Source organism: Desulfotignum balticum DSM 7044 (genome assembly GCF_000421285.1).
GTDB classification, from domain to species: domain Bacteria; phylum Desulfobacterota; class Desulfobacteria; order Desulfobacterales; family Desulfobacteraceae; genus Desulfotignum; species Desulfotignum balticum.
Genome location: NZ_ATWO01000002.1, coordinates 33,229 through 60,216 on the forward strand (window position 1 = coordinate 33,229; position 26,988 = coordinate 60,216).

Sequence of the window (26,988 nt, forward strand, 5' to 3'; positions counted from 1 at the left end):
AGGAGGAAACATGAATCTACAAAGGCCCAATGCCAATGATGCCTTACAGACCAAAAACCGGTCCCGGAACGTGGCACCCCAATCAGGGATTTGCAGCCGGTGCATCGACGGATGCAAAGGCAACTGCGATCTTTTTCACGCCACGTTCAGAGGGCGGGAACTGCTGTACCCAGAACCCTTCGGCAGTATCACAGCCGGTGCGGACAAAGACTATCCCGTGGATTACTCCCACCTGAACATCATGGGATATGCCTTTGGCGCCAAAGGCATGGATCCGGATCCGGACAAGGCCACGTTTCCGGCCGTGAACACGGAAACCCAATACGGGGTGACCGACAAGGTGAAAATGAAAGTGCCCATCTTCACCGGAGCTCTGGGCAGCACGGAAATCGCCCAGAAAAACTGGGAACATTTTGCCATTGGTGCGGCCATCAGCGGGATCACCCTGGTGTGCGGGGAAAATGTCTGCGGCATCGATCCCCAGCTGGAACAAGACAAACACGGCAAAGTGACCCAATCTCCGGAAATGGACCGACGCATCCGGGAATACCGGCGATTTCATGACGGATACGGCGATATCCTGGTTCAGCTCAACGTGGAAGACACCCGTAACGGGGTGGCGGAATATGTCATTGAAAAACTGGGCGTGGAAACCATTGAACTCAAATGGGGGCAGGGAGCCAAATGCATCGGCGGCGAGATCAAGGTCAATTCCCTGAAACGGGCCCTTGAGCTTAAAAAACGGGGGTACATCGTCACCCCGGATCCGGAAGTACCGGCCTATCAGGCCGCGTTCAAGGCCGGTCCCCTCAAACAGTTCGAGCGTCACTCCCGCCTGGGATTCATTGATCAGGACGGTTTTATGAAAGAAGTGGCACGCTTGAGAAGTCTGGGTGCCAAACGGATCACCCTTAAAACCGGGGCCTATCCCATGCGGGAACTGGCCATGGCCATAAGGTGGTCATCCGATGCCAAGATCGATCTGCTCACCATTGACGGAGCCCCGGGCGGCACGGGCATGAGTCCGTGGCGGATGATGACCGAATGGGGGATTCCTTCCATTTATCTTCACGCCATGACCCATGAACTGTGTGAACGCCTGGAAAAAAGAGGCCTGCCCGTGCCGGATATCGCCTTTGCCGGCGGATTTTCGTCCGAAGACCATGTGTTCAAGGCCCTGGCTTTAGGGGCTCCCTATTGCAAGGCCGTCTGCATGGGCCGGGCATTGATGATTCCGGGCATGGTGGGAAAAAACGCAGAGCGCTGGCTGAGAAATGAAGACGGGGGACTTCCTTCCACCGTGTCCAGGTACGGCACCACCAAAGATGAAATATTCATGAATTATGAGGTGCTCAGGGAAACATACGGCAAGGAGATCGACACCATGCCCTTAGGGGCCGTGGGTATATACAGTGCCGTGGACAAGATCAAAGTGGGACTTCAGCAGATCATGGCCGGCACCCGGAACTGGGCCGTGCCCCATATCAGCCGGCAGGATATTTTCGCTCTGACCGAAGAATGTGCCAAAATCACCCGGATCCCTTATGTCATGGATGCCTATCGGGAAGAAGCCCTGCAGATCATTGACGCGTGAAAAAACAGGAGGAACAGATGTCTGATATACGGTCTTTTGTAAAGACGAAAAATCCGGGGGAACATGAGTTCCATCAAGCCGTGGACAAGGTGCTGGCATCCGTGCAGCCGCTCATCGACCGGCATCCGGAGTATCGCCAGGAAGCGGTACTCAAACGGATCACGGAACCGGAAAAAGTATTTATGTTCAGCGTTCCCTGGGTGGACGACCAGGGCCAGGTGCAGATCAACCGGGGATTCCGGGTGGGCATGAACAGTGCCATCGGTCCTTATGTGGGGGGGCTGCGGTTTCACCCGTCCGTCACGTTGAGCATCATGAAATTTCTGGCCTTTGAACAGGTGTTCAAAAACGCGCTCACCACCATGAATATGGGCGGGGCCTGCGGCGGGTCTGATTTCAATCCCAAGGGAAAATCCGACCGGGAAGTGATGCGGTTCTGCCAGAGCTTTATGGCGGAACTGCACGGCCACATCGGTCCGGACAAAGATATCCTGACCGCGGATATCGGTGTGGGTACCCGGGAAATCGGGTATTTGTTCGGCATGTACAAAAAGATCCACAGCAAATTTTCAGGGATTCTCACCGGAAAGAGCCTGACTTTGGGAGGCAGTCTGATTCGGCCCGAAGCCACGGGTTACGGCCTGGCGTATTTTGCCGGACAGATGCTCCAAACCCAAAACCAGACCCTGGAAGGCAAAACCTGTCTGATTTCCGGGTCTGGGAATGTGGCCCAGCATGCCGCGGAAAAACTCATTGAAATGGGCGCAAAGGTTCTCACCCTGTCGGATTCATCCGGATATATTTTTGATGAAGAGGGAATCGATGCCGGGAAACTGGATTATATCAAGCGGCTGAAAAATTTCCGGCGGGGACGGATCAAGGAATATGTCAACAAATACTCCGAAGCCCTGTATGTGGAACAAGATACCACCCTGGATCATCAGCCCATGTGGGATATCCCGGCTGACTGCGCGTTTCCCTGCGCCACCCAGAATGAACTCAACGCCAGGGATGCGCAACATCTTTTGAAAAACAAAGTCACGCTGGTGTGCGAAGGCGCAGACATGCCCTGTGAACCCGAGGCCATGGAATATTTTCTGGATGCAAAGATCCTGTATGCGCCGGGCAAGGCAGCCAATGCCGGCGGGGTCGCCGTGTCGGCCCTTGAAATGGCCCAGAACAGCATGCGGCTCAGCTGGCCCCGGCAGGAGGTGGATGACCGGCTGAAAACCATCATGAAAAACATCCACCAGACCTGTCTGGAAGCGGCCCAGGAGCACGGATTTCCCGGAAATTACGTGGCCGGCGCCAACATCGCCGGATTTGTCAAAGTGGTGGATGCCATGCTGGACCAGGGGGTCATTTAACCTGAAACACTTCTGACATCCAAACTCAAGGGGCCTGATCCACAGCGGACCGCTTCCGGTTCAGGCCCCAAAAAATCACTCCCAGACCCAGGGATGGACAGACAGGGTCAGGGGCGGGCCGGTCTTTTTGTTCACCGCCACAGCCGCCATGTATCCGGGCACGGGCGAAAACTGAAAAAACTGCCAGTGCCCGGAATCTTCCTGACTTGGGGAATGAAAAATCACCCGGATGTCAGGCCGGTCTAAAACAAAACTGAACTGATCGAGGCCATTGGCAAGCCCTCTGCCCGTTGCCTTGGCATAAGCTTCCTTCAATGTCCAGAACCGATAAAAAAGAGATTGCTTCAAAGAGGGATCTGCCTGGGCAATGGCCTGTGCCTCCTGGTTTGAAAGAAACCGGTCTGCAATGGATAAATCTATGGAGCGCTGCATGTCTTCGATGTCCACACCGATGTCATATGTCAAGGTCAGGGCACAGACCACAACATGACCGCTGTGGGAAAGGTTGAAGCCAATGGGCAGATCGGTGATACCACCGGCCAGTGCGGGCTTGCCATATCTGTTTTCAGTGAAATGAATGGCATCTGTGGTTCTGCCGGTGCACCGGGCCAGGATCTGCTTCAAAAACACCCGCGCGGTCCGGCGGGCATGCCGGTCTTTTTCAAACACAAACCGGTTGATCTTCTGTTTTTCCTTTTCATTGAGCCGGTTTTCCAAAGATCGCACCTGCGCCGTATCCCGGGACGGACCGATACGGGTATAAAAAAAATGAACCTGCCCGGGTGTCAACGTCAATGGATCCAAAAGATCTTCGCTCCATCAAATTTAAGTTTGCATCTGAAAAATACTTTGCGGAATATTAACATGATTGGTATGTTTTCACAGTATCGATTTGACACCTTGGAAAAAATGCCATGGCACTTTTGAAAACTATATTTGGGTATGATGATTTCCGGCCGTTGCAAAAGCAGATCATCGACCACATCCTGGCAAAAAAGGACACCCTGGTGGTGCTTCCCACGGGCGGCGGTAAATCGTTGTGTTTTCAGCTGCCGGCCCTGATGTTTGACGGACTCACCATTGTGGTGTCTCCCTTGATCTCTTTGATGAAGGACCAGGTGGACCAGCTGCAGGAAATGGGGGTTTCAGCCGTATGCCTGAACTCCAGCCTGCCGGCGGATCAGTACCGGCACCATGTGTCTCTGATCCGTCAGAACCGGGTCAAACTGCTGTATATCGCCCCGGAATCCCTGGTCCGGCCCCAGATCCTGGAGATGCTTGACGCCGTGACCGTGGACTGCCTGGCCATTGACGAAGCCCACTGCATTTCCGCCTGGGGCCATGATTTCCGGCCGGAATACCGGCTTCTGGCACAGATCCGGCCCCGGTTCCCCGAAGCGGTCTGCGCCGCGTTCACGGCCACGGCCACCCCGGCAGTACAGAAAGACATCCAGGCCAGTCTGGGGTTTTCAGCGGATACCGGCTTCAAACCATTCATCGGCAGCTTTGACCGGAAAAACCTGCGGATCCGGGTGATGTTCAAGGACAACCCGTTGCAGCAGACCCTGGGTTTTCTTGAAGCGCATAAACAGGATTCCGGTATCATCTACTGTTTGTCCAGAAAACAGGTGGATGCGTTGGCTGATCAACTGGCGGCACAAGGATTTTCCGTCCGGCCCTATCATGCCGGTCTGGATGACACGAAACGGAGCCGGTTTCAGACCGAATTCATCCGGGATGACGTCCGGATCATCGTGGCCACCATCGCATTTGGCATGGGCATTGACAAGCCCAATGTCCGGTTTGTGCTTCATTATGACCTGCCCAAAAGCGTTGAAAACTATTATCAGGAGATCGGCCGGGCCGGGCGGGACGGCCTGGAAGCCGAATGTCTGCTTTTGTTCTCCCATGCCGATATCCCTCGGTTAAAATCGCTTGTCTCCGGCCCGGATGAGCAGCAGAACCGGGCCGCCTGGTTTCACCTGGAGGACATGGTGCGGTTCGCAGAAGCCCAAGACTGCCGTAAAAAAAGGCTGCTGGCTTATTTCGGGGAAACCGCGGCAACCGATGACTGCGGCATGTGCGACAACTGCCTGGCACCGGCAGACCAGGTCCAGGACCTCACCATCGAAGCCCAGAAATTTCTGTCCTGTGTGAAACGCACGGGGGAACGGTTCGGGGCCGGCCATATTATTGACGTACTCCGGGGTGCGGAAACCAAAAAAATCTTTCAGTTCAGACACCACCTGCTGTCCACCTACGGCATTGGAAAAGAGGTGTCCAAAAAACAGTGGTTCTATCTTTCCCGGCAGTTTCAAAGCAAGGGGTTTGTCCAGAGGGAAGACAACTACGGCGGTCTGACCCTCACCCCGGAAGCCTGGGGGGTATTGAAAAAAGAAACCCGGGTGTCCGGATGGCTGGATCCCCGGCACCGGCTTTCCCAGTCAAGCGAGGCGGCAACCGGTACCGGACACGCCGAATCAACGCCCCACCCCCATCACCCGGACCTGTTCGAATTGCTGCGCCAGAAACGCAAAGAACTGGCGGATGAGGCCGGTGTGCCCCCCTATGCCGTGTTTCCCGACAAAACCCTGATGGAGCTGGCCACGTTTTTTCCCAGAACGGAAACCGAGTTTTTGAACACGTTTGGTGTAGGCAAAACCAAGCTGGAAAAATACGGCCCGGATTTCATGGCGCTCATCACAGAGTTCTGCACCACCCATGCCATTTCCGATGTGCCGGAACGAAAGCCCCCTGCTTTCACTGTCACAGAAAGCAATCCAAAAGAAAAACGCCATGTTCAGGTGGGCCGGCTGTATCATGACGGCATGTCTGTCAAGGATATCGCCGAACAGTTTCATGTGAAACAAATCACGATCATCCACCATCTGTTCCGGTATTTCCAGGATGGAAACCGGATCAAAGCCGGACATGTCATCGATGAATGCCCGGTGCCGCCCGATGCTCAGGAAAAAGTGCGCCAGGCCTTTGACACCCATGGATATCAATTCCTGAAACCGGTGTTTGAAGCCATGAACCGGGAAATCCCCTACGATGACCTGCATCTGCTGCGGATTCACTTTCTGTATGTGAACCAAATCAAGGCGCCGTCGGAAACGGATGCCGGCACAAACCCTGACCCGGGTCAGCAGGCCGGACATGGCCGTCGTTCATCTCCAATCACCACTGCCTGAAGAATCCGGTTTTCTTCTTATGCCAGATATCGGTCATAAATCTCTTTGACCGCATCAGTCCGTTCCTTGAACCGATCAGCCGATACCTGTAACGGTTTTTCCTGCAGGGTCAGCCGGTGGACCACCTGGCGAAGGGTGACATAGGCTTTCTGAAGGGTGCCGCTTTCCTCTCCGGAAATCAGCCCTTCACAGCTCAATCCTTCCAAAAGCCGGACATTGTCCGTCCACACCGTGACATCCGGATGATCGGCTCCGTGCTTCAACGTCAGATACTGCACCAGAAATTCGATATCCACGATGCCGCCGGATCCCTGTTTGAGGTCGAACATCCCGGTTTCAGACTTGAGTTTCTGACTGCGCATGCGCTCGCGCATCTCCCGGACCGCGTGTTTCAGTTCTTCGGTCGGCCGGGATCTGCACAGGATTTTCTGCCGGATCTCATCGAACCGGTCCATCAGAGACCGGTCTCCGGTAATGGGCCGGGCACGGATCAGGGCCTGGTGTTCCCAGGTCCAGGCCTGATGTTCCATATAATCTTCAAACGCGTCGATATGGGACACGATCATGCCGGCATCGCCCCCGGGCCGCAGGCGCATGTCCGCCCCGTAAAGCGTGCCGGCCGGGGTGTGCATGGTCAGGGCGTGAATGATGCGCTGTCCCAGATTGCCATAAAACCGGACCGTTTCAATGGACCGTTCCCCGCCTTGCGTATCCCCATGTTCCCCCTGGTACAGAAACACCAGATCCAGGTCGGACTTGTACCCCATCTCCAGCCCACCCACCTTGCCGTAAGCCACAATGGCGAATCCGCAGTAATCGATACCGTTCCCTGTCAGGTGCGGCGGAACCCCGTATCTGTTGGAAACAATGTGCCAGGCGATTTGCAGAATCCGGGTCAGAACGGTTTCCGCAATATAGGTAAGATGGTCGCTGACCTTCATCAACGGGTAATTCCCACTCACATCCGCTGCTGCCACCCGCAGGGTGTTGACCTGACGGAAAATGTTCAACTCCTCCAGCAGGTACTCCTGATCATGGGGATCGATCTTGGCCATCCGGACCGCCATTTCCTTTTCCAGGGCCGCTTTTTTCGGCAGGGCGTACAGGGAAGCCGGGTGCATGAGTTCATCCAGCAGCACGGGATGGCTGGCCAGAAACGTGATGATCCAGGGACTTTTTTCTGCCAGGGTGATCAGGGTATCCAGGGCCTGAAAATTCTCGATAAGCAAAGACAGATAAGTGGTCCGGCGCTCAATGGTGATGATCAGGTCCACCAGCCGGACCAGCACCGCCTCACTGTCTTTTGCCTGGCCCGCTTTTTTCAGCAAAACCGGCACCAGCCGGGCCAGTTTTTTGCGGCCCGCCGGGGTCAGGCGCAAGGTATTGGGATGACCGGCCAGGGAACGGAGCACGGACAGGACCCGGCCGGGATCTTCAAACCCGGCGACTTCGATGGCTTCCTGGGAAAACTGGGGATCATTGATATTGAGCCACATCTCCTTGAGTTCCCGGGCTGCCGAATTTCTGGCATCATCGGTATCTGTCACCAGCAGCTGGGAAAAATGACCGTGCACACAGGCCATGACCTGGTTCAGTTTTTCCTTGAACGCCCCAAAGGAGTCAAACCCCGTGGAAAGGGCCAGAATCATCTGCTGATCCGGATGGTCCGGAATATCATGGGTCTGCAGATCCTGGTATTCCTGAAGCCGGTTTTCCACAGTGCGCAAAAACCGGTAGGACTGGATCAGATCATCCCGGGTGGCGGCATTGATACAGTCGTGCCCGGCCAGCAGGTGCAGGACCTGTAAAATCCCCGGTGCCTGCAATGAGGGTTCCACCCCGCCCCGGATAAGTTGAAACAGCTGGCCGAAAAACTCGATCTCCCGGATACCGCCGGCACCTAATTTGATATTGTTTTTCAGGCGGGCGTTTTTCACCTGCAACGTGATGCGCTGCTTCATATCCCTGAACGAATCGAATGATCCATAATCAAAATACCGGCGGTAAATAAATCCGTTGAGATTATGGAGCACCAGGCGGCCGGCGGCCAGATCCCCGGCCACGGGTGCGGCCTTGATCATGGCATACCGCTCCCATTCCCGGCCCTGGGTCTGAAAATATTCCTCAAACGCATCCGCACTCATGACCAGGGGCCCGCTGTCACCAAAAGGCCGCAACCGGGTGTCCACCCGGTAAAAATGCTGTCCGCTGTCTGAAGCAAAAAATTTGAGGAACTGCTTGCACAACCGGGTGAAAAAATCCAGGTTCGAAGTGTTGATCCGGCCGTCCAGAAACGTGTTGCCCTCTTTGGGATACACAAAGATCAGATCGATGTCCGAAGAAAAATTCAGCTCTTTGGCCCCCAGCTTTCCCATGCCCAGAACCACCATCTGCTGGGGATGGCCGTGCTGATCCATGGGGGTGCCGTGGGTGATGCATTGTTTTTCATACAACACATCCAGCGCCTGATTTACACAGGCACTGGCCAGTTCCGACAGATCGGGCAAAGTTTCGGTCAGCTCGGCTTTGCCCGTTAAATCCCGCCAAGCAATGCGAATAATTTCCCGGCACTTGAAATCAATTAAAATTTTCTTTGCCTGGTCTGTATCCGCACCCGTGGTCTTTTGTATGGCCGAGTTTTGATACCACCCCGGATTCCGCTTTGTTTCCAGATCACCGGAATCAGCCAGATCGTGCAGCATTTTCGGATTTTTAGCCAGGCTGTCCGCCACAAAATCACTGAACAGAAGCACCCGGATCAGATCGGCCGGGTCCACACGACCAAGGTCCTGCCCCTGTCCGAATTTTTCAAGACCGCCATAAAACCGGTCCAGCCGGGTCATCAAAAGGGTTTTCAAGGAAGGAGTCAGGCCGGGAAATACGGTGTCGATCATCCGGGCATCGGGTTTGTCATCCATGGCACCGCCAAAAGTTTATGAGTTATCATTTTTCAAGCACACTGTTTTTTTGTTTTCATACATAATATCGGCTGCATATTTTATCAAGCCCTGAAGGTATGGCCATCTTTTCCGCCCGGCATTAGAAATATTTGTTTTTTTCTTGTTTTCAATATAATTTAAATAATAACAGGTCGGCTGTATCTATAACTCGGGCAGATGATCTCAGGAGATGAAATGACGGAAAAAACCAAGGGTCAAATAGAGGTTGAAATCAGTGAGGCGGTCATAAAATTCGAAAAGGAATTCATGGGCCGGGGACCTTCTGGAAACAAAGTCATACATCATTGATAACATGGTGCTGGTTCGGCTCAAGAACGTACTCACCCAGGCGGAACTGAAGCTTGCGGACATACATGAACACAAGGATGGCAGAGAACTGGTGAAACGAATTCTGCCGGAAAAGGGTGTGCCGCACAATTCATCCGGAGGATGAGAGATAATGACAAAGTCTTAGCGTTGGAACGGGTCCTCTGGTATTTTTAAGAGGACGCAGGAAAAATATAAGGCCGATGTCTGTTCGAGAAGAACAGACATCGGCCTTTTTTTGTGGTCATCATGGAAGAATAATACAAAGCGCCATGAAATGACCATCGGAACGGGATTGGATCTGGACACAGTGATCTCCAAGACCGCTTTTAAAACCGGGGATCTTTTTCAGCCACTCTTTTCAGATTCGTCAATACTGCCTTGCTAAATCGTCGTGTTTTATGATATTTATGGGAGCTTCAACAAGGGGCGCTTGACCATGAAACATGATCCGGACCGGCTTTCGGATCCTTTGATGACAACACCAGGCAACACAATCAACTGAACAGCGAACCCGCCGGGGCATTGCCCGGCACCAAACCCACAATCAACTCAAATGAGTTGCTTAGAAGGTATACAAAAAAATGAAAGCATTATTAGCCCTGGAAGACGGTAGAACCTTTCCGTGCAGAAGCTTTACTGGCTCCGGAGAAGCGGGTGGTGAAGCGGTGTTCAACACCAGCATGACCGGATACCAGGAAATCCTCACCGATCCGTCCTATTATGGGCAAATGGTGACCATGACCTATCCGCTCATCGGAAACTACGGCATCAGCCCTGAAGATGTGGAATCCAACCGGATCCAGGTGGCGGCATTCATTGTCAAGGAATACCAGGATTTTCCTTCCAATTTCAGATCCAGAGGAACTTTGGCGGATTACCTGATCAAAAGCCACATATTAGGTGTGGAAGATCTGGATACCCGGGCGTTGACCCGGCATATCAGAAAATCCGGTGCCATGCGGGCTGTGATCTCCACCTCGGACCTGAACCCGGATTCTCTGGTGGCAAAGGCTCGGCAGGTGCCTTCCATGACCGGCAGCGATCTGGTGCAGTATGTCACCACAAAGAAACCCTATTTCTGGAAATACAATCAGCCTGATTATGTACCGGCAGATTCTTTATCCAATGCCTTTGTCTGGCGGCACCGGGGGAAAAAACACTCGGTGGTGGCCCTGGATTTCGGCATCAAGTACAATATCATCCGAAGCCTGGAACGTGCCGGGTGCGAAGTGCTCACCGTGCCGGCAAAAACCCCTCCGGATGTCATCAAAGCGCTCCAGCCCGACGGCATTTTTCTGTCCAACGGCCCGGGAGATCCGGAGCCGTTGACTTATGCCGTGGACACCATCCGGCAGTTGCTGGGATCAGTGCCGGTTTTCGGCATCTGTCTGGGCATGCAGCTTTTGGGACTGGCCATGGGCGGAAAAACCCATAAAATCAAATTCGGTCACCGGGGTGCCAACCAGCCGGTGAAAAACCTGGCCACGGGCAAGGTGGAGATCACTTCCCAGAACCATGGGTTTGCCGTGGACCTGAACAGCCTGAAAGACCACTCTTCCGCATTGAGTCATATCAATCTCAATGAAGACTCCCTGGAAGGGATTCAGGATGATTCCCTGAAGGCGTTTGCCGTGCAGTACCATCCGGAAGCCTCTCCCGGCCCCCATGACGCGGCCTATCTTTTCACCCAGTTTGCCAAAGTGATGACCCATGCCAAAGCGTAATGATATTAAAAAGATTCTGATCATCGGAGCCGGTCCCATTATCATCAGCCAGGCCTGCGAATTTGACTATTCCGGGACCCAGGCCTGCAAGGCCCTGAAGGAAGAAGGGTTTGAGGTGATCCTCATCAACTCCAATCCCGCCACCATCATGACCGATCCGGAAACTGCGGACCGGGTCTATATCGAACCGGTGACTCCGGACACCCTGTGCAAGGTGATCCGAGCGGAGCGGCCCGATGCAGTGCTGCCCACATTAGGGGGCCAGACCGCATTGAACACCGCTATTGAGGCCGCCAAAACCGGGATTTTTGAAGAATACAACGTGGAGCTGATCGGTGCGTCCATCGAGGCGATCCACAAGGCTGAAGACAGAGAGTTGTTCAGAGACGCCATGAACAAAATCGGTCTGCGGATTCCCAAAAGCGGGTTTGCCCACAATTTTGCCGAAGTGGAAGATGTGGCAAAAAAGATCGGATTCCCCCTGATTGTCCGGCCCAGCTTTACTTTAGGCGGCACCGGCGGCGGGGTGGCTTATAACATGGAAGAGTTGAACCGGGTGGCCAAATCCGGCCTGGATGCCTCTCTCATCAGCCAGATCCAGCTGGAGGAATCCGTGCTGGGATGGAAGGAATACGAACTGGAAGTGATGCGGGACCATGCCGACAACGTGGTCATCATCTGTTCCATCGAGAATGTGGATGCCATGGGGGTCCACACCGGGGACTCCATTACCGTGGCCCCGGCCCAGACTTTGTCGGACAAGGAATACCAGGTGCTGCGGGACGCGTCCATTGCCATCATCCGGGAGATCGGCGTGGATACGGGCGGTTCCAATGTGCAGTTTGCCGTGAATCCGGAAAATGGGGATGTGATCGTGGTGGAAATGAACCCAAGGGTTTCCAGAAGTTCGGCCCTGGCCTCCAAGGCCACGGGGTTTCCCATTGCCAAGATCGCGGCCAAGCTGGCTGTGGGGTATACCCTGGATGAAATTCCCAATGATATCACCGGTGAGACCATGGCCTGTTTTGAACCCTCCATTGATTACTGTGTGGTGAAAATCCCCAGATGGACCTTTGAAAAATTTCCCGAGGCCCAGGATGTTCTCACCACAGCCATGAAATCCGTGGGAGAAACCATGGCCATCGGCCGGACCTTTAAGGAGGCGTTTCAAAAAGGGCTCCGATCCCTTGAGATTGGTCGGGCCGGATTCGGGGCCGACGGCAAGGATCTTCCGCCGGATTCCGTGGCCGGCACGGACCTGGAATATCATCTGTCCACCCCCAATTCCCAGCGCCTGTTCTACATTAAGTACGCTTTGAAACACAACATGCCTATCACCATGCTGTATGATCTGACCCATATTGATCCCTGGTTTCTGCACCAGATGAAACAGATTGTGGATATGGAAAACCAGATCAAGCTGGCCGGCAAGAACCTGCCCAAAGACCTGCTGGAAAAAGCCAAAAAATACGGATTTTCCGACCGCCAGCTGGCTCATCTCACGCATCTGACCGAAAAACAGGTGGAACAGGAAAGAAAACTGCTGGGACTGGTGCCGGTTTACAAACTGGTGGACACCTGTGCCGCAGAATTCAGAGCGGTCACCCCTTATTATTATTCTACTTATGAAACCGAATGCGAGGCCCGGGTGAGCGACAGGAAAAAAGTGATCATCCTGGGGGGCGGTCCCAACCGTATCGGCCAGGGCATCGAATTTGACTACTGTTGTGTGCACGCCTCGTTTGCCCTGAAAGAAGAAGGGGTGGAATCCATCATGGTCAACTCCAACCCGGAAACCGTGTCCACAGACTATGACACCTCGGACAAACTGTATTTCGAGCCCCTGACCCACGAGGATGTGCTTCACATCGTGGAAAAGGAAAAACCGTTCGGCGTGATCGTCCAGTTCGGCGGCCAGACCCCGCTGAACTTGGCCACCGGACTCCAGAAGGCCGGAGTTCCCATTATCGGTACCTCACCGGAAAGCATTGACCGGGCCGAGGACCGGGACCTGTTCCAGGCCATGATGAACAAACTGGGACTGCGGCAGCCGGAAAACGGGATTGCCCATTCCTATGACGAAGCCCTGGCTGTGGCCAGAGACATCGGGTATCCGGTCATGGTACGCCCGTCCTTTGTTTTAGGGGGCCGTGCCATGAAAATTGTGTATGACGAAAGTGATCTGGAAGCGTTTTTCGAGCTGGCGGTCCAGGCATCCCCGGACAAGCCCGTGCTTATTGATAAATTTCTGGAAGAAGCGTTTGAGCTGGATGTGGATGCGATTTCAGACGGCGAAACCACGGTCATCGGCGGCATGATGGAACACATCGAGGAAGCGGGTATCCACTCGGGTGATTCCGCCTGTGTGCTGCCCCCGTATTCCATTGCCCCGCAACACATTGAGGAGATGGCCCGGGCAGCTGAAGCCATGGCAAAAGAACTCCAGGTCAAGGGATTGATGAACGTTCAGTTCGGTATCATGAACGACACTGTGTATGTCATTGAGGTCAATCCCCGGGCCTCCCGGACCATTCCCTTTGTATCCAAAGCCATCGGCGTCCCCCTGGCCAAACTGGCCACCCAGGTCATGCTGGGCAAAACCCTGAAAGAGCTGGGGTTCACCCAACAGGTGATCCCGCCCTACTATTGTGTCAAGGAAGCGGTGATGCCTTTTGACCGGTTTGAAAACGTGGACCCGGTCCTGGGGCCGGAGATGAAATCCACGGGAGAGGTCATGGGGATCGACATGGACTTGGGCGCGGCCGTGGCCAAATCCCAGATTGCCGCCGGTCAGAAACTGCCGGAAACCGGTACCGTGTTCATATCGGTCCAGGACAAGGACAAAGAGGCGGCCCTGCCCGTGGCAAAAGAGTTTCACGACATGGGGTTCACCATCATGGCCACCCGGGGAACGGCCGCGTTCCTGGAAGAACACCAGGTGCCGGCCACTCCGGTCAAAAAAGTGTCTGCCGGCCGGCCCCATGTGGTGGATGCGGTGAAAAACAAGGAGATTCAGCTGATTCTCAATACCGGCGCCACCAGCCAGACCCAGCGGGACGGGTATGAAATCCGCCGGGCCGCCATTAAATACAAAATCCCTTATGCCACCACCACCGACGGCACCCGGGCCATTTTAAGCGCCATCAAGGCCTTGAAAAAAGAATCTTTGTCCGTTAAACCCATCCAGGAGTATCATAAACAAAATGTCTGACCATCTGACGCTTCCTTTCAGTGAACGCCCCAAAGATGAATGCGGGGTATTCGGACTGTACCAGCATCCGGAAGCCGCAAAAATTACCTATTTCGGACTGTATGCCCTTCAGCACCGGGGCCAGGAAAGTGCGGGGATCTCCGTGAACCGGGGCATCAACGACAAAATTTTTTCCCATAAAGGCATGGGCCTGGTGCCGGATATTTTTGATGTGGAGGACCTGGAACGGATCGAAGGCGGGTCCGCCATCGGTCATGTGCGGTACTCCACCACCGGGGATTCCGTACTGCTCAATGCCCAGCCCTTTGTGGTGAACCACCGCCACCGATCCTATGCCCTGGCCCACAACGGCAACCTGGTGAATGCCCATATTTTAAGACGGGAGCTGGAAGAACACGGCTCGATTTTCCAGACCACCATGGATTCAGAGGTGTTTTTGCACCTGTTCATCAAAAACCTGGTCAAAGGCAACTATGAAAACGCCATTCTCAAGGCGGTTTCCAAAATCCAGGGGGCCTATTCCATGATCCTGCTCACCTGCAAGGGTGAGATCATCGGTATGAAAGACCCCAATGGGTTTAGGCCACTGGCGCTGGGAAAACTCAACGGCCATTATGTGCTGGCCTCTGAAACCTGTGCCTTTGACCTGATCCAGGCGGAATTCATCCGGGAGCTGGACCCTGGAGAGATTGTGATCATCAATGAAGACGGGATCAAGAGTCTCCGTCATCCCAAGGCTGCGGCCCACAAGAGCCTGTGCATTTTCGAGTATATCTATTTTGCCCGGCCCGACTCCACCATTGACGGCAAGAACGTGTATGAAATGCGCAAAAATCATGGCCAAAGACTGGCCCAGGAAAGCCATGTGGACGCGGATCTGGTCATGCCGTTTCCCGATTCCGGCAACTATGCCGCCATCGGGTATGCCAGAGAATCGGGGATACCCTTTGAAATGGGCATGATCCGCAACCATTATGTGGGCCGAAGCTTTATCCAGCCCACCCAGTCCATGCGGGATTTTAGCGTACGCATCAAGCTCAATCCGGTCAGGGAACTGATCAAAGGCAAAGACATCATCATTATCGAAGACTCCATCATCCGGGGCACTACCGCCAAAACAAGAGTCAAGGCCCTGCGGGAACTGGGCGTCAAAAAAGTGCACATGCGCATTTCCTGCCCGCCCCACAAATTTCCCTGTTACTACGGCATTGATTTTTCTTCCAAAGGGGAATTGATTGCAGCGGAAAAATCAGTAGAAGAACTGCGGGATTATCTGGGTCTGGATTCGCTGCACTATCTGTCCATTGAAGGGATGCTGGAGGCCTCCGGCGTAAAGGATCCGGAGCTTAATTTCTGCAAAGCCTGTTATGACGGCGACTATCCGGTGCCGTTCGACCCTGAATTCACCAAGCAGTGCATGGGATAAAACATGCAGAAAAAAACCGTTGCTTTTTCCAAAGACTCCTCCAATCTTTTTTTTCATATTCTTACCCGGTGCAACCTGTCCTGCGCCCACTGCTATATCAACCCGGACCAGCATGGCAGACAGACCCTTTCCATCGACACCATCCGGCAGTGGCTGGGCCTGTTTGCCCATAAAGCATCCCGGACCAATCTGATTTTTTTAGGGGGCGAGCCGACGTTGCACAAGGATCTGCCGGCGGCTGTCAAATCAGCGCGACAGTTTCATTTCAAGTCCATTACCATTGACACCAACGGGTTTCTGTTCCACGATATCCTTGAAAAAATCACACCCGAAGATGTGGATTTCATCTCATTTTCCCTGGATGGAGCCACCCCTGCCACCAATGACGCCATTCGGGGGCAGGGCAGCTATGATGCGGTGATCTCAGGTATTCACCGGTCACGGAAGAAAGGGTTTTCCTGCGCCATGATCTATACGGTGTCTGACAAAAATTTGCATGAGCTGTCCCAAATGCCTGATCTGGTGTCATCTTTGGATATTCACCGATTTTTTATCCAGGTCATCGGCATGCGGGGCAAATCCGCTGCCGGCAGTACCGACACCCATCAGGTATCCAAGGACCTGTGGCTGTCAGTGATTCCTGAAGTGGCTCACACCATTGCTGAAACCGGCATCATTGTCACCTATCCCAAAGTATTTCTGGAAAAAGGCGAGGCATTTACCTGTGCAGGCATTGTGGCGGACAACTATTTTGTGTTTCCCAACGGCCGGGTGTACCGGTGTCCTTTGTGCGAAGATTACCCGCTGCATGCCTTTACCATCCGGGACAACACCCTGGTGCCGTCTTTGCCCGTCAATGAAACCCAGCTGTTTGATCTGACCATCCCTGAAGGATGTGTCATGAACAAAATCATCCAGCCCGGCAATCTGGATTATCTGGCAGACGGCACACCCGCCCACAGAATCGCCTGCTGCATGCTCAAGCAGGAACTCAGCCGGACCGTTTAGATTTTTTTGGTTTTTTCCGTGATTTTTTGGGATCCCCGGCTTCATGGGTCAGAATCATCTGCCTGAGCCCTTCGGTATCTTTGGGGTCCAGAAGAATCTGGGCATACTCCTGGGGGGTGACCGGCTGAATGAGAATTTCTTCATTAATCAATGCCTGGATCTGATTCAGCAGTGTTTTTTCATTGGGGCTGCAAAATGAAAACGCCTGACCTTTGCGTGTGCCCCGGCCGGTCCGGCCCACCCGGTGCACATAGTTTTCCGGGTTGTCCGGCAGATCATAGTTGATCACATAATCCAGATTGGGAATATCAATGCCCCGGGCAGACACATCCGTGGCAATGAGAATGGGTTCTTCTCCAGCCTTGAACCGGGCCAGCACCCGGGTACGTTCCGCCTGATCCTTGTCCCCGTGAAGGGTGGCCGAAGCAATGTGATCCCTGTCAAGCGCCTTGGCCACCCGTTCCGCTCTGACTTTGGTTCTGACAAACACCAGGATGCGCTCGTTTTCATGATCCCGGATAAACCGCCGCAGAAAAAACCGCTTGTCATCCATCTCCATTTCCACCACCCAGTGGGAGACATTTCTGGATACCGGAGAGTCCGGCGCAATCTGAATCCGGATGGCAGACGTTCTTACCTGGGAAAACGCCAGTTTCTTGATTTCTTTGTCAATGGTGGCGGAAAAAAACAGGGTCTGGTGCCGCTGGGGCAGTTTTTTCTTAATGGCCTGGATATCTTCCAGAAACCCTTGGGCCAGCATCCGGTCCGCTTCATCCAGCACCAGGGTGTTCACCCGGGACAGAGAGATGGCGCCCTGGCTGATGAGATCAAACATACGTCCCGGCGTGGCCACCAGCACATCGATGCCGTCTTTCAGCCGGGCGATCTGCCGGTCCTGGTCCACGCCGCCGAAAACCGCAAACGGATTCACCCGGGTATGACTGGACAAGGTATTGAATACCGCGCCGATCTGACCTGCCAGCTCCCTTGTGGGAACCATGACAACACACTGGATCCCGGCACGGGCTCTGGATTGTTTGGACTTATGGATCCGATCGATAACGGGAATGGCAAAGGCAGCGGTTTTTCCCGTACCGGTCTGGGCCACGGCCAGCACGTCTTCTCCCTTGAGAATGCAGGGAATCGCCTTGAACTGGATATCGGTAGGCCGTTTAAATCCGGCGGCGGCCAGATTTCTTTTTATAGCGGCTGCGATTGGATAATTTTCAAATTTCATAAATGCGTCTACACTTTCGGCAAGATACTGTTAATTGATGGGTTTTTATTTAAAATACAGATAATGGGCTTGAAACGCAAACGCATGCAACCCATTGAATGTCTTTATCGTATTGTTTGCCTGAGATGTCAATATATACAGACAGTTCTACCCTTCCGGATACATATTTTATTCTTGACACTCCCAAGGCAAGCAGGTAAGGTGATTTATTGTTTCAGGTGCTGCCCACGCAGTTAAAAGGGAACCCTGTGAAAGTCAGGGACGGTCCCGCCGCTGTAACCGGGGATGAACGCCACACACAACCACTGATGAGACATACACGGGAAGGGGTGGCTGGTAAAAAGATCCGGAAGTCAGAAGACCTGCCTGAACAGTTGATCGTATGCTAGCGAGGACTTGGAGTGATCAACAAAATGAGGATAAAAACGGTTCCCATATCAGTACTGCTGATATGGGTTTTTTAATGCCTTGACGACAGGATGACTCATGTTCTCCAGTATACCGGTTGCCATACCCGGAGGGAAAACAGGATATCTGGTGGTTCTGTTTTCCCTCTTCCTTCCGGGGGTCGGCCCGATATCCCTGCCATGGGACTCAAAGAATGTTTCACATGAAACACATCCATACATTCCATTTAACACCTTGGTTGATTTTCATACCACTTCGCTGTCATATGCTGACAAATAAAATTCAGGAGATGCCATGAAAGGATATATACAAATATATACAGGAAACGGAAAAGGAAAAACCACGGCCGCGTTAGGGCTGGCCCTGCGGGGGGCCGGGGCCGGGCTTCAGGTGTTTGTGGGACAGTTCCTCAAGCAGGGACCCTATTCGGAAATCAAGGCATTATCCTTATTTGAAAATGTGACCGTGGAACAGTTCGGCATGGGCAAATTTGTCAGAGGCATGCCGTCTGAAGATGAAAAAGCGGCGGCCCGAAAGGGATATGCCCGATTGTGCGGGATTTTGAAAGCCAATGCCCATGACCTGGTGATCGTGGACGAAGGCAATGTGGCGGTTACCTGCCAGCTGTTGACCGAGAATGAACTGCTGGGTTTCATGGATCTGAAACCGGATAATGTGGAACTGGTGATCACAGGCAGAGACGCATCCGCCGCAGTGATCACCCGAGCGGACCTGGTCACTGAGATGAAAGAGATTAAACACTATTATCATCAGGGAGTCACGGCCCGCAAAGGCATTGAAAAATGAACGCACCGAACATTGCCGTTCTGGGTACAGGATCGGATGTGGGCAAAAGCATTATTGCTGCGGGCATCTGCCGGTATCTGGCGGACAAAGGTCAGCGGGTAGCGCCTTTCAAAGCCCAGAACATGTCCAATAATTCCGGCATCACCCCGGAAGGCCTGGAGATCGGCCGGGCACAGATCGTTCAGGCCGAGGCGGCCCGGATCGCACCCCATGTACACATGAATCCCATTTTGTTGAAACCGTTTGGAGACAAACAATCTCAGGTCGTTCTGAACGGAAAGGTTCACGGCAACCACACAGCCATGGATTACCATACCAGAAAAGCATTTTATTTTGAAAAAGCGTGTCAGGCGTTTGACGCCCTGGCTGCCGGATATGACCGCATCGTTCTGGAAGGGGCCGGATCCTGTGCCGAAGTCAACCTCATGGACACGGACATTGTCAATTTCCCCATGGCCCGATATGCCGATGCCGATGTCATTTTAACCGCAGACATTCACCGGGGCGGGGTCTTCGCCCAGGTGGTGGGGACCCTGGCCTGCCTGCCGGATGATTATCGTGACATGGTCAAAGGGATCATTATCAACCGGTTCCGGGGAGATATCGATTTGTTCAGACAAGGCATGGCTTGGATTGAACAGCACACCGGCAAACCGGTTTTAGGGGTGTTGCCCTGGTATTCTCATTTTAAAATTGATGCCGAAGATTCGGTTGAAATAGAAAAAATAAATGATTTCAAGTTATTAGAAAAAAACATTCCTGCTGTTGCTATCTTAAGACTGCCCCACATCGCCAATTTCACCGATTTTCATGCCCTGGCCAGAATCCATGGCCTGCAAACGGTTTTCATTGATTCGCCAAAACAGCTGGACCGGTTTACCGCCATCATCATTCCGGGTTCCAAAAATACCCGAAAAGACTTAACCTGGGTCATGGAACGGTTTGAAACTCCGCTGAATGACTATGTGCGCAAGGGCGGCCATGTTTTCGGCATCTGCGGCGGATACCAGATGCTGGGACAATGGGTAAAAGATCCAAACGGGCTGGAAGGTTCCCCGGGACAGACCCGGGGACTGGGACTGCTGCCGGTCCAAACCCTGCTGCAATCCCCCAAAACCACCACATTAAGCGAGTTCAGATGGGGCGATGCCTATGGCAGAGGATATGAAATTCACATGGGTGCCACGCAGCTGACCGGCGGCGTTCCGTTTATCCGCATTGTTTCCAGAAATGGCATCCCCGTAAAAGAAACCGACGGATGCCTGGCAGACAATGGTCAAGTGGCCGGTACTTATGTTCACGGATTTTTTGATTTCAACACCATTATCAAAAAATGGTTTGATTTAATCGGATTGGCTCATCCTTTGGATTTTTCAATTGACGCAGCCATTGAAAAAGACAAGGATTACGATCATCTGAAAAAACATATGGAAACCTATCTGGATCTGGAAGCGCTGATTTAAAAAAACAGGGCAATACAATGACTTGATTGTTTCAATGATTCAACATGATCTGAAACAATGGAGAATGCACCGCGCCTTGCGGTTGAAGCCGGCTTTTGTACAAGACAAGGCGGTTAACCGGAAACGCATGCGAAGAGTTGCTTTCAAAACGCTTGATCACAGAAATCATATCATGCGGCCGGACCGGTTTTTTAATACGCGCCAGAGTAATATGCGGAAAAAATGGCCGGGATTGCGCCGGAATACCCATGGGGTGAAGCTTTTTTTCCAAATCCGTCACAACCTGCATCAGATGTTCTGTCTGTTCATGAATACTGATCCATACGATCCGGGCGTTTCTGACATTAGGAAAGACACCGATACCCCCGGCTGTCAGAGTAAATGCCGGATATGCGCCGGAAAATGCCGCCATGACAGATTGAAGGGGTATCAGCAACTCCCTGGGGATCGGACCTAAAAATTTCAGTGTCAAATGAAATCTCTCCGGATTGGGCCAGGCAGCAAGCCATCCGGCTGATTTAAGTTCCGACTGGATATCTGATAAAAACCGTTTGACAGCATCCGGCAACGGTATGGCAATAAACGTCCGGACAACATCTGACGATTCAGCCATGACGCTTGTTTTTGAATCCCAGAAGCACCCGGTAGGGTCCCGGTGTTCCCTGGGGAACAAATGCCACACGATCCTGATCTTTGAGAACCGTTGAAAAAGGCTGGACACGGCCGTTCACAAACACCACTTCCACATCCTCGGGGGTCAGCTGCATCTGCTGCACCAGCATTTCAGCGGTGGTACCATCCGGAATGGACAATGAGACATTGGAAAAAGGCAGATTATTCTGCTGAAGTTTTTTTTGTAAAAATGAAAATGCATTAAACGTAATTGTCGGCATGATTATTCTCCTTTTGATTCATTTTATCCAATGCCTGAAATATTCTCAATTGAAAAAATATGAAACTTCTGCCTATATGTAACAAATGCGTCTTCGTTTGATCATAATGATTCTGGCAATCTTTGCTTTTTTATCCGTATCCACGGGAGGATGGCTGTTTTATTATTCGTTTCGTAAAGCCAGCATTCAGACCGGGGAAACCCAGGCGGTTGCACAGCTGAAACTGCTGACCGACCAGTTGGCGACGTCCCTGTCTGAACACATCAAATCCGTTCGTGTGCTGTCCCGGATCAAAGAACTGGAAACCGTTCTTGTGGACACAAACCTTGAAACCCTTTTCAAAGCCAACCAGATTCTGGATATGTTTACCCGATCCCTGGAACTGGATGTCAGCTATCTGATGGACCTGAAGGGCAATACCATCTGTTCGAGCAACCGGAATCAGTTCGACAGTTTTGTGGGCCATGATTTTTCTTTCAGACCCTATTTCACATCCGCCATCCAGGGGCAACCGGACAGTTACCTCGCCCTTGGCGTCACTTCCATGAAACGGGGGGTCTATTACAGCCATCCGGTGTATCATCCCGAGAAACAGGAAATCATCGGAGTGGCCGTGATAAAATCTTCCATTGAGTTTCTGGAAACCACTTTGTTTTCCAACCCGGAACATCTGCTTTTCTTTGTCAGCCCCAATGGCATCATTTTCATCAGCAATCAATCCCGATACCGGTTTAAACTGCTGTGGCCTGTGGACAATGAAACAAAAGACCAGATTGTCCAGTCCCGTCAATTCGGCAACGGCCCCTGGGGCTGGTCCGGATTCCGCCGGACACAGACCAAAGACCGGGTCACGGATCAAAACAAAGAGGCATATCTATATACCTCTTTGTCAGTACCCCGGTATCCTGACTGGCGCGTGGTGTCTTTGAAAAACAAAAAACTGCTTGAAAAGCAGTTCTCCGCCCCGTTCATCAAAGGGATCGGCCCGGGGGTGATCTTTATTACCAGTCTGGCGGGCATCCTGGTTTTTTTTCTGTATCAACAGGCCGCCAAAGAAATCAGTCAGCGAAAAACAGCCGAGGAAAAACTGCGGATCAGTGAGGAGAGATATCGACATATTTACCATAAAACGCCGATCATGCTCCATTCCATTGATACCAAAGGAAGAATTATCCGGGTGTCCGATCACTGGGTGGATGTCATGGGATATGATCGAGATGAGGTCATCGGCCGGCATTTGACGGATTTTTTCACTCCGGAATCCAAAAAATTTGCCTTGTCAAAGGTCTTTCCCCAATTTTTCAACACCGGGTTTTTCAAAGATATCCCCTATACCTATGTGAAAAAAAGCAAAGATAAAATGGATATTCTTCTTTCCAGTTACGGGGTCAGAGATGAGACGGGCCGGGTAGTTCGTTCTTTGGCAGTAAGTGTGGATGTGACGGAAAAAAACCGAACCCAGAAAGATCTGGAACATGCCAAGGAAAAACTGGCCCGATACTCCCATGATCTGGAAAAACAGGTGCGCCTGAGAACGGCACAACTGGAAAAAGCCCAGAGCAGCCTGAAAAATTTATCCAAAAACATCATTGCTTCCCAGGAACGGGAAAAAGAACAGGTGGCCCGGGAGCTTCATGACCATCTGGGGCAGGTATTGACCGCATTACGCATCGATGTGATGTGGGTGAAAAACCATTTTACATCTTCTCCGGATCAGGCCGTGGACCGGGCCGAAAAAATGAGTCTGCTCATTGACAAAACCATTCAGGACGTCAGGGATATGGCTTATCGGCTCCGCCCCAGGGTGCTGGATGACCTGGGCTTGTCAGATGCACTGGAATCTTTGGTATCTGATTTTGAAAAACGATCCAATGTCTCCTGTGTCTTTCGCCGGGATGTCATCCCGCAGATCGATAAAACGCTGGCCACCGCCCTTTACCGAATCGGCCAGGAAGCGGTCACCAATGCCATCCGCCATGCAAAAGCCACCACCATCATTGTTGAATTGAGAACCGATGCCAAAGGGCTGGTATTGACGGTGGAAGACAACGGTATCGGCTTTAATCCAGACGAAAGCAGAACCGGCTTCGGACTGGAAGGCATGATGGAACGGGCCAATCTGGCAGGCGGATGGCTGGACATTACGTCGCAAATAGGCAGCGGAACCCGAATCACCTGCAAGGTAAACGTGGAGGGATGGTCATGATCACTGTGTTGCTGGCCGACGATCACAGTATTGTCAGAGACGGATTGCGGCGGGTTCTGGAAGACAGCTCCGACATCAAGGTCATTGCCGAAGCGTCCGATGGAGAAACCGCTTTTGATCTGGCCATGACAAAACAACCGGATGTGGCTGTTATCGACATATCCATGCCCGGCATGGATGGGCTGGAAGTGGTGGCGCGCATGAACAGTTACTGCCCCAAAATCCCGGTACTTATTTTAACCATGCATGAGGAAGAACAATATGTGATCCGGGCCATGGAAGCCGGCGCCATGGGATATGTCACCAAACAGTCCGCACCCGAGCAGCTGGTGGCGGCAGTGAAAAAAATTCATTCCGGGGGTCGGTATCTGACGGAAAAAGCCAGTGAAGCCTTGGCCCTGCGTTTCATTCGGGGCGACAAAAACAAACACGCCATGGAATCTTTATCCATGCGCGAACTCCAGGTATTGCGCAAACTGGCCACGGGAAGTACGAACCGGGAAATTGCCATTACTTACAATATCAGTGTTAAAACCGTGGATACTTATCGGTCCAGGCTCTTGAAAAAACTGAACCTGAGAAACAACGCGGATCTGTCCAGATATGCCATACAGAATCGCCTGGTGGAATTTTAATCCGACAGATTCAGCCGGGAAAAATTGGTGAAGATTTTATTTAACGTGGATTTACACTGGGCCATCTCCTCGTGAGAAATCCCCTGTTCCGCTTCCACAAGCATCTCCATGACCATGGCAATTAAATCATCCCGAAAAGATTTGGCTTTGTGTGTCAGATAAACCAGTTTGCTGCGCTTGTCGGACCGGTCCGGCACACGAAGCACGATATTCTTTTTTTCCAGCACATTGAGCAACCGGGTGATGGCTGCCTTGTCCTTGACCGACACGTTGGAAAGTTCCTGCTGGGTTTGTCCGTCTTTTCGGTATAAATGAACCAGAATGCTCCATTGTTCATAACTGACATCAAATCCGGCATCTGCAAATTTTTTGGTCAGCCGTTTAATGATGGCCCGGGAAGTTCTGCCCACCAGATAGGCAATGGATGTGTCAATAACCCGTTCAAATGTTTCCAGTTCCAGCGTATCCGAAGGGGAAGCCGTAAATTCAGGTACCAATTGAGTCTGTTTCATGTCTATTTTTTCCATTACCGTGGTAATTGTCAGCGATTTTGGTAAGTTTGGACTTAATATGACTGAAAAAAGTTGATATGGCAACTAAATTTTGCTCGCCAGAACAATGGGCATAAAAAAAGCCGCTTCCCCCGGAAGCATGGATCGCTCGAGGAAAACGGCTTTTTGCCGGACAAAAACAGGCCGGATCAGGCAGCTGATTTTCTGGAAAACAGATTTTTCAAAGAAGAAATCCAGATTCCGCTGAGAAACCAGGAATAGATATATGTACCGATAATAATGGCAACAAACGCTTTGACAATGTCCATGGGGCTGCCGTCCAGGGAGAATCCGGGCACGTATCCGAAAAGAAGGGGGCCCAGATAAAGAAATTTGGCAAATTTAAAAGAGGTAAACGCGGTTTTCCACATATTGGCTTTAGCAATAGTGGCACCGGCAAACGCGGCAATGCACACCGGTGGGGTGATATTGGAATCCTGGGACAGCCAGTATACGATCATATGAGCCGCCAGCTCGTTCACGCCCAGGTGGGTCAGGGCCGGCACCGCCACCACGGCAGTCACCAGATACGCGGCCGTCACCGGAACCCCCATGCCCAGCACCAGAGAGGCCAGGGCCACCAAAAGAATGGTGAGCAGCAAAGACCCGCCTGCCAGATCGATCATAATGTCGGCAAAGGTCAGAATCAGGCCGGAAAACGTCAATACCCCGATAATAATCCCGATGACGCCCACGGTGGCACCGATTTTCAGACTGTTTTCTGTGCCTTCCCGGGCCGCTTCCACAAACCGCTTAGGGCCGATGCGGGTTTCCTTTCTCACCCATGAGATCGCAATACAGGTGATCAGACCCAGAATCGCGGAATAGGCCGGAGAAAATCCATACAGCATGAACACCGTGATAATCACCAGCGGCATAATGTAAAACCACTGCTTCTTGAAAATTTCCATGGCACTGAATTTGGATTTTTCCCCCACCACGTTGTCTTTTTTGGCTTCATAATGCACCATGACAAACACGGAAAAAAAATACATAAAAGCCGGAAATATGGCCACCAGCATGATGTGGGAATAAGGCAGCCCGGTCAGTTCCGCCATGATAAAACCGCCGGCCCCCATGATGGGCGGCATGAACATCCCGCCGATTGACGCGGCCGGTTCGATAGCACCGGCCACATGGGGCCGGAATCCGGCTTTTTTCATCATGGGAATGGTGAACATGCCCGTGGACACGGTATTGGCAATGGCACTGCCGGAAATGGAGCCGAACAGGCCCGAAGCGATGACCGATACTTTTCCGGGACCTCCGATGCGGTGGCCCACCGCCGCCAGGGGCCAGTCAATGAAAAATTTCTGGGCCCCGGATTTTTCCAGAAACGCGCCGAACAGCACAAACAAGATCACATAAGTGGCCAGCACACTGGCCATGATCCCGAACACCCCATCACTTTTATAGAAGATACTGACACACAACTCCGTGAACGGGGCCCCGGCATGGGAGATCAGATCCGGGGCCTTGTATCCGTAAACCCCGTAAACCAGAAACACCACCCCCATGATGACAAACACGTTGCCCACCACCCGCCGGGCCAGCTCGATCCCGATAAGCACCCCCACAATGGCGAAAACTGCATCCACCGGGGTTTCTGCCCCGGTCCGGTAGTTGATAGCCTCAAACATGATAATCCAGTATCCGACACAGACAACCGACAAAACAATCAGAATATAGTCCAGAATCCGGCCAATCGTGGTTTTTGCCTTATAGAGCAGGAAGACCAGCACATACGTTATGATAACATACACACCCCGGTGATACTGAGTGGCCATGGGCTGGACCACGGCCGCCCATGCGTAGAACAGCACCAGTGTCACCGCACAGATATCAAAAAAAATTTTCTCGAATCGATTTAATTTATGGTACACAATCCGCTTTCCTATTTGCTGATATGGTTGTCACAGGCATACCGGTCCAAAAAAAATTACCGGACACCAGACGTCCTTGTCCCGTGTCCGGTATTTCTAATAAAAAGGGTCA

Annotated in this window: 20 protein-coding genes and 1 riboswitch; of the genes, 13 read left to right on the plus strand and 7 right to left on the minus strand. The window is 52.4% G+C overall.

From position 1 onward, the window contains the following. Positions 1-10 precede the first annotated feature (10 nt). Both K365_RS0124200 and gdhA read left to right on the plus strand, forming a co-directional pair. Positions 11-1,594, plus strand: a complete 1,584-nt coding sequence (locus K365_RS0124200; RefSeq protein ID WP_024336699.1) for an FMN-binding glutamate synthase family protein — start codon at positions 11-13, stop codon at positions 1,592-1,594. 17 nt (positions 1,595-1,611) lie between these two features. Further along, positions 1,612-2,961, plus strand: coding sequence for an NADP-specific glutamate dehydrogenase (gene gdhA, locus K365_RS0124205; RefSeq protein WP_024336700.1), 1,350 nt, complete (start codon positions 1,612-1,614; stop codon positions 2,959-2,961). Between the two features lie 75 nt (positions 2,962-3,036). On the opposite strand, the gene K365_RS0124210 is transcribed toward gdhA, so the two are convergent. Beyond that, on the minus strand, positions 3,037-3,765 hold the full coding sequence (locus tag K365_RS0124210) for a 4'-phosphopantetheinyl transferase family protein (RefSeq protein ID WP_024336701.1): 729 nt from the start codon (positions 3,763-3,765) through the stop codon (positions 3,037-3,039). A 110-nt stretch (positions 3,766-3,875) separates the two neighbouring features. Between K365_RS0124210 and recQ the strand changes: the two genes are divergently transcribed. Beyond that, on the plus strand, positions 3,876-6,155 hold the full coding sequence (gene recQ / locus K365_RS0124215; protein WP_024336702.1) for a DNA helicase RecQ: 2,280 nt from the start codon (positions 3,876-3,878) through the stop codon (positions 6,153-6,155). A gap of 17 nt (positions 6,156-6,172) precedes the next feature. Here the strand turns inward: recQ and glnE are convergent, their stop codons facing one another. Beyond that, positions 6,173-9,073: a bifunctional [glutamate--ammonia ligase]-adenylyl-L-tyrosine phosphorylase/[glutamate--ammonia-ligase] adenylyltransferase gene (glnE, locus tag K365_RS0124220; protein WP_024336703.1), complete on the minus strand. Its 2,901-nt coding sequence runs from the start codon at positions 9,071-9,073 to the stop codon at positions 6,173-6,175. Positions 9,074-9,289: 216 nt separating this feature from the next. Between glnE and K365_RS29555 the strand changes: the two genes are divergently transcribed. The 6 genes from K365_RS29555 (at position 9,290) to K365_RS0124250 (ending at position 16,793) form a co-directional block, all read left to right on the plus strand. Next, positions 9,290-9,403 (plus strand): Na-translocating system protein MpsC family protein, encoded by a 114-nt coding sequence (locus K365_RS29555; RefSeq protein ID WP_353740188.1) that lies wholly within the window; start codon positions 9,290-9,292, stop codon positions 9,401-9,403. Between the two features lie 4 nt (positions 9,404-9,407). Next, positions 9,408-9,548 carry a Na-translocating system protein MpsC family protein gene (locus K365_RS27685; protein ID WP_281167818.1) on the plus strand — a complete coding sequence of 47 codons (141 nt, stop codon included), beginning with the start codon at positions 9,408-9,410 and terminating at the stop codon, positions 9,546-9,548. Between the two features lie 457 nt (positions 9,549-10,005). Then, entirely contained in the window at positions 10,006-11,148 is a 1,143-nt protein-coding gene (gene carA / locus K365_RS0124235; protein ID WP_024336704.1) for a glutamine-hydrolyzing carbamoyl-phosphate synthase small subunit, read from the plus strand. Beyond that, positions 11,135-14,359: a carbamoyl-phosphate synthase large subunit gene (gene carB / locus K365_RS0124240; protein ID WP_024336705.1), complete on the plus strand. Its 3,225-nt coding sequence runs from the start codon at positions 11,135-11,137 to the stop codon at positions 14,357-14,359. The genes carA and carB overlap by 14 nt, the downstream gene beginning before the upstream one ends. Next, positions 14,352-15,785 carry an amidophosphoribosyltransferase gene (gene purF / locus K365_RS0124245; protein ID WP_024336706.1) on the plus strand — a complete coding sequence of 478 codons (1,434 nt, stop codon included), beginning with the start codon at positions 14,352-14,354 and terminating at the stop codon, positions 15,783-15,785. Before carB ends, purF begins: the two co-directional genes overlap by 8 nt. Positions 15,786-15,788: 3 nt before the next feature. Then, the gene (locus K365_RS0124250; RefSeq protein WP_024336707.1) at positions 15,789-16,793 is read left to right on the plus strand and encodes a radical SAM protein; all 1,005 of its coding nucleotides are present in this window, start codon (positions 15,789-15,791) and stop codon (positions 16,791-16,793) included. Here K365_RS0124250 and K365_RS0124255 read toward each other — a convergent pair. Further along, positions 16,777-18,030 (minus strand): DEAD/DEAH box helicase, encoded by a 1,254-nt coding sequence (locus tag K365_RS0124255; protein ID WP_024336708.1) that lies wholly within the window; start codon positions 18,028-18,030, stop codon positions 16,777-16,779. The two genes, K365_RS0124250 and K365_RS0124255, sit on opposite strands and share 17 nt — an antisense overlap. Positions 18,031-18,229: 199 nt before the next feature. Then, positions 18,230-18,414: riboswitch (cobalamin riboswitch) on the plus strand. Positions 18,415-18,732: 318 nt separating this feature from the next. On the opposite strand from K365_RS0124255, the gene K365_RS0124270 reads away from it, so the two are divergent. Beyond that, the gene (locus K365_RS0124270; protein WP_024336711.1) at positions 18,733-19,245 is read left to right on the plus strand and encodes a cob(I)yrinic acid a,c-diamide adenosyltransferase; all 513 of its coding nucleotides are present in this window, start codon (positions 18,733-18,735) and stop codon (positions 19,243-19,245) included. Next, positions 19,242-20,708 carry a cobyric acid synthase gene (locus K365_RS0124275; protein ID WP_024336712.1) on the plus strand — a complete coding sequence of 489 codons (1,467 nt, stop codon included), beginning with the start codon at positions 19,242-19,244 and terminating at the stop codon, positions 20,706-20,708. Before K365_RS0124270 ends, K365_RS0124275 begins: the two co-directional genes overlap by 4 nt. Positions 20,709-20,739: 31 nt before the next feature. Here the strand turns inward: K365_RS0124275 and thpR are convergent, their stop codons facing one another. Beyond that, entirely contained in the window at positions 20,740-21,321 is a 582-nt protein-coding gene (gene thpR, locus K365_RS0124280) for an RNA 2',3'-cyclic phosphodiesterase (protein ID WP_024336713.1), read from the minus strand. Next, positions 21,314-21,601, minus strand: coding sequence for a MoaD/ThiS family protein (locus K365_RS0124285; protein WP_024336714.1), 288 nt, complete (start codon positions 21,599-21,601; stop codon positions 21,314-21,316). Before K365_RS0124285 ends, thpR begins: the two co-directional genes overlap by 8 nt. 106 nt (positions 21,602-21,707) lie before the next feature. Here K365_RS0124285 and K365_RS0124290 point away from each other — a divergent pair, with 106 nt between their 5' ends. Together K365_RS0124290 and K365_RS0124295 are read left to right on the plus strand one after the other, a co-directional pair. Next, the gene (locus K365_RS0124290) at positions 21,708-23,807 is read left to right on the plus strand and encodes a sensor histidine kinase (protein WP_245569303.1); all 2,100 of its coding nucleotides are present in this window, start codon (positions 21,708-21,710) and stop codon (positions 23,805-23,807) included. Beyond that, positions 23,804-24,442 (plus strand): response regulator, encoded by a 639-nt coding sequence (locus K365_RS0124295; RefSeq protein WP_006966845.1) that lies wholly within the window; start codon positions 23,804-23,806, stop codon positions 24,440-24,442. Before K365_RS0124290 ends, K365_RS0124295 begins: the two co-directional genes overlap by 4 nt. Here K365_RS0124295 and K365_RS0124300 read toward each other — a convergent pair. Both K365_RS0124300 and K365_RS0124305 read right to left on the minus strand, forming a co-directional pair. After that, complete coding sequence (locus K365_RS0124300; RefSeq protein WP_006966846.1) at positions 24,439-24,954, minus strand: MarR family winged helix-turn-helix transcriptional regulator; 516 nt, start codon at positions 24,952-24,954, stop codon at positions 24,439-24,441. The genes K365_RS0124295 and K365_RS0124300 overlap by 4 nt on opposite strands. Before the next feature lie 188 nt (positions 24,955-25,142). Then, positions 25,143-26,876, minus strand: a complete 1,734-nt coding sequence (locus K365_RS0124305; protein ID WP_024336717.1) for a TRAP transporter permease — start codon at positions 26,874-26,876, stop codon at positions 25,143-25,145. Positions 26,877-26,988 lie beyond the last annotated feature (112 nt).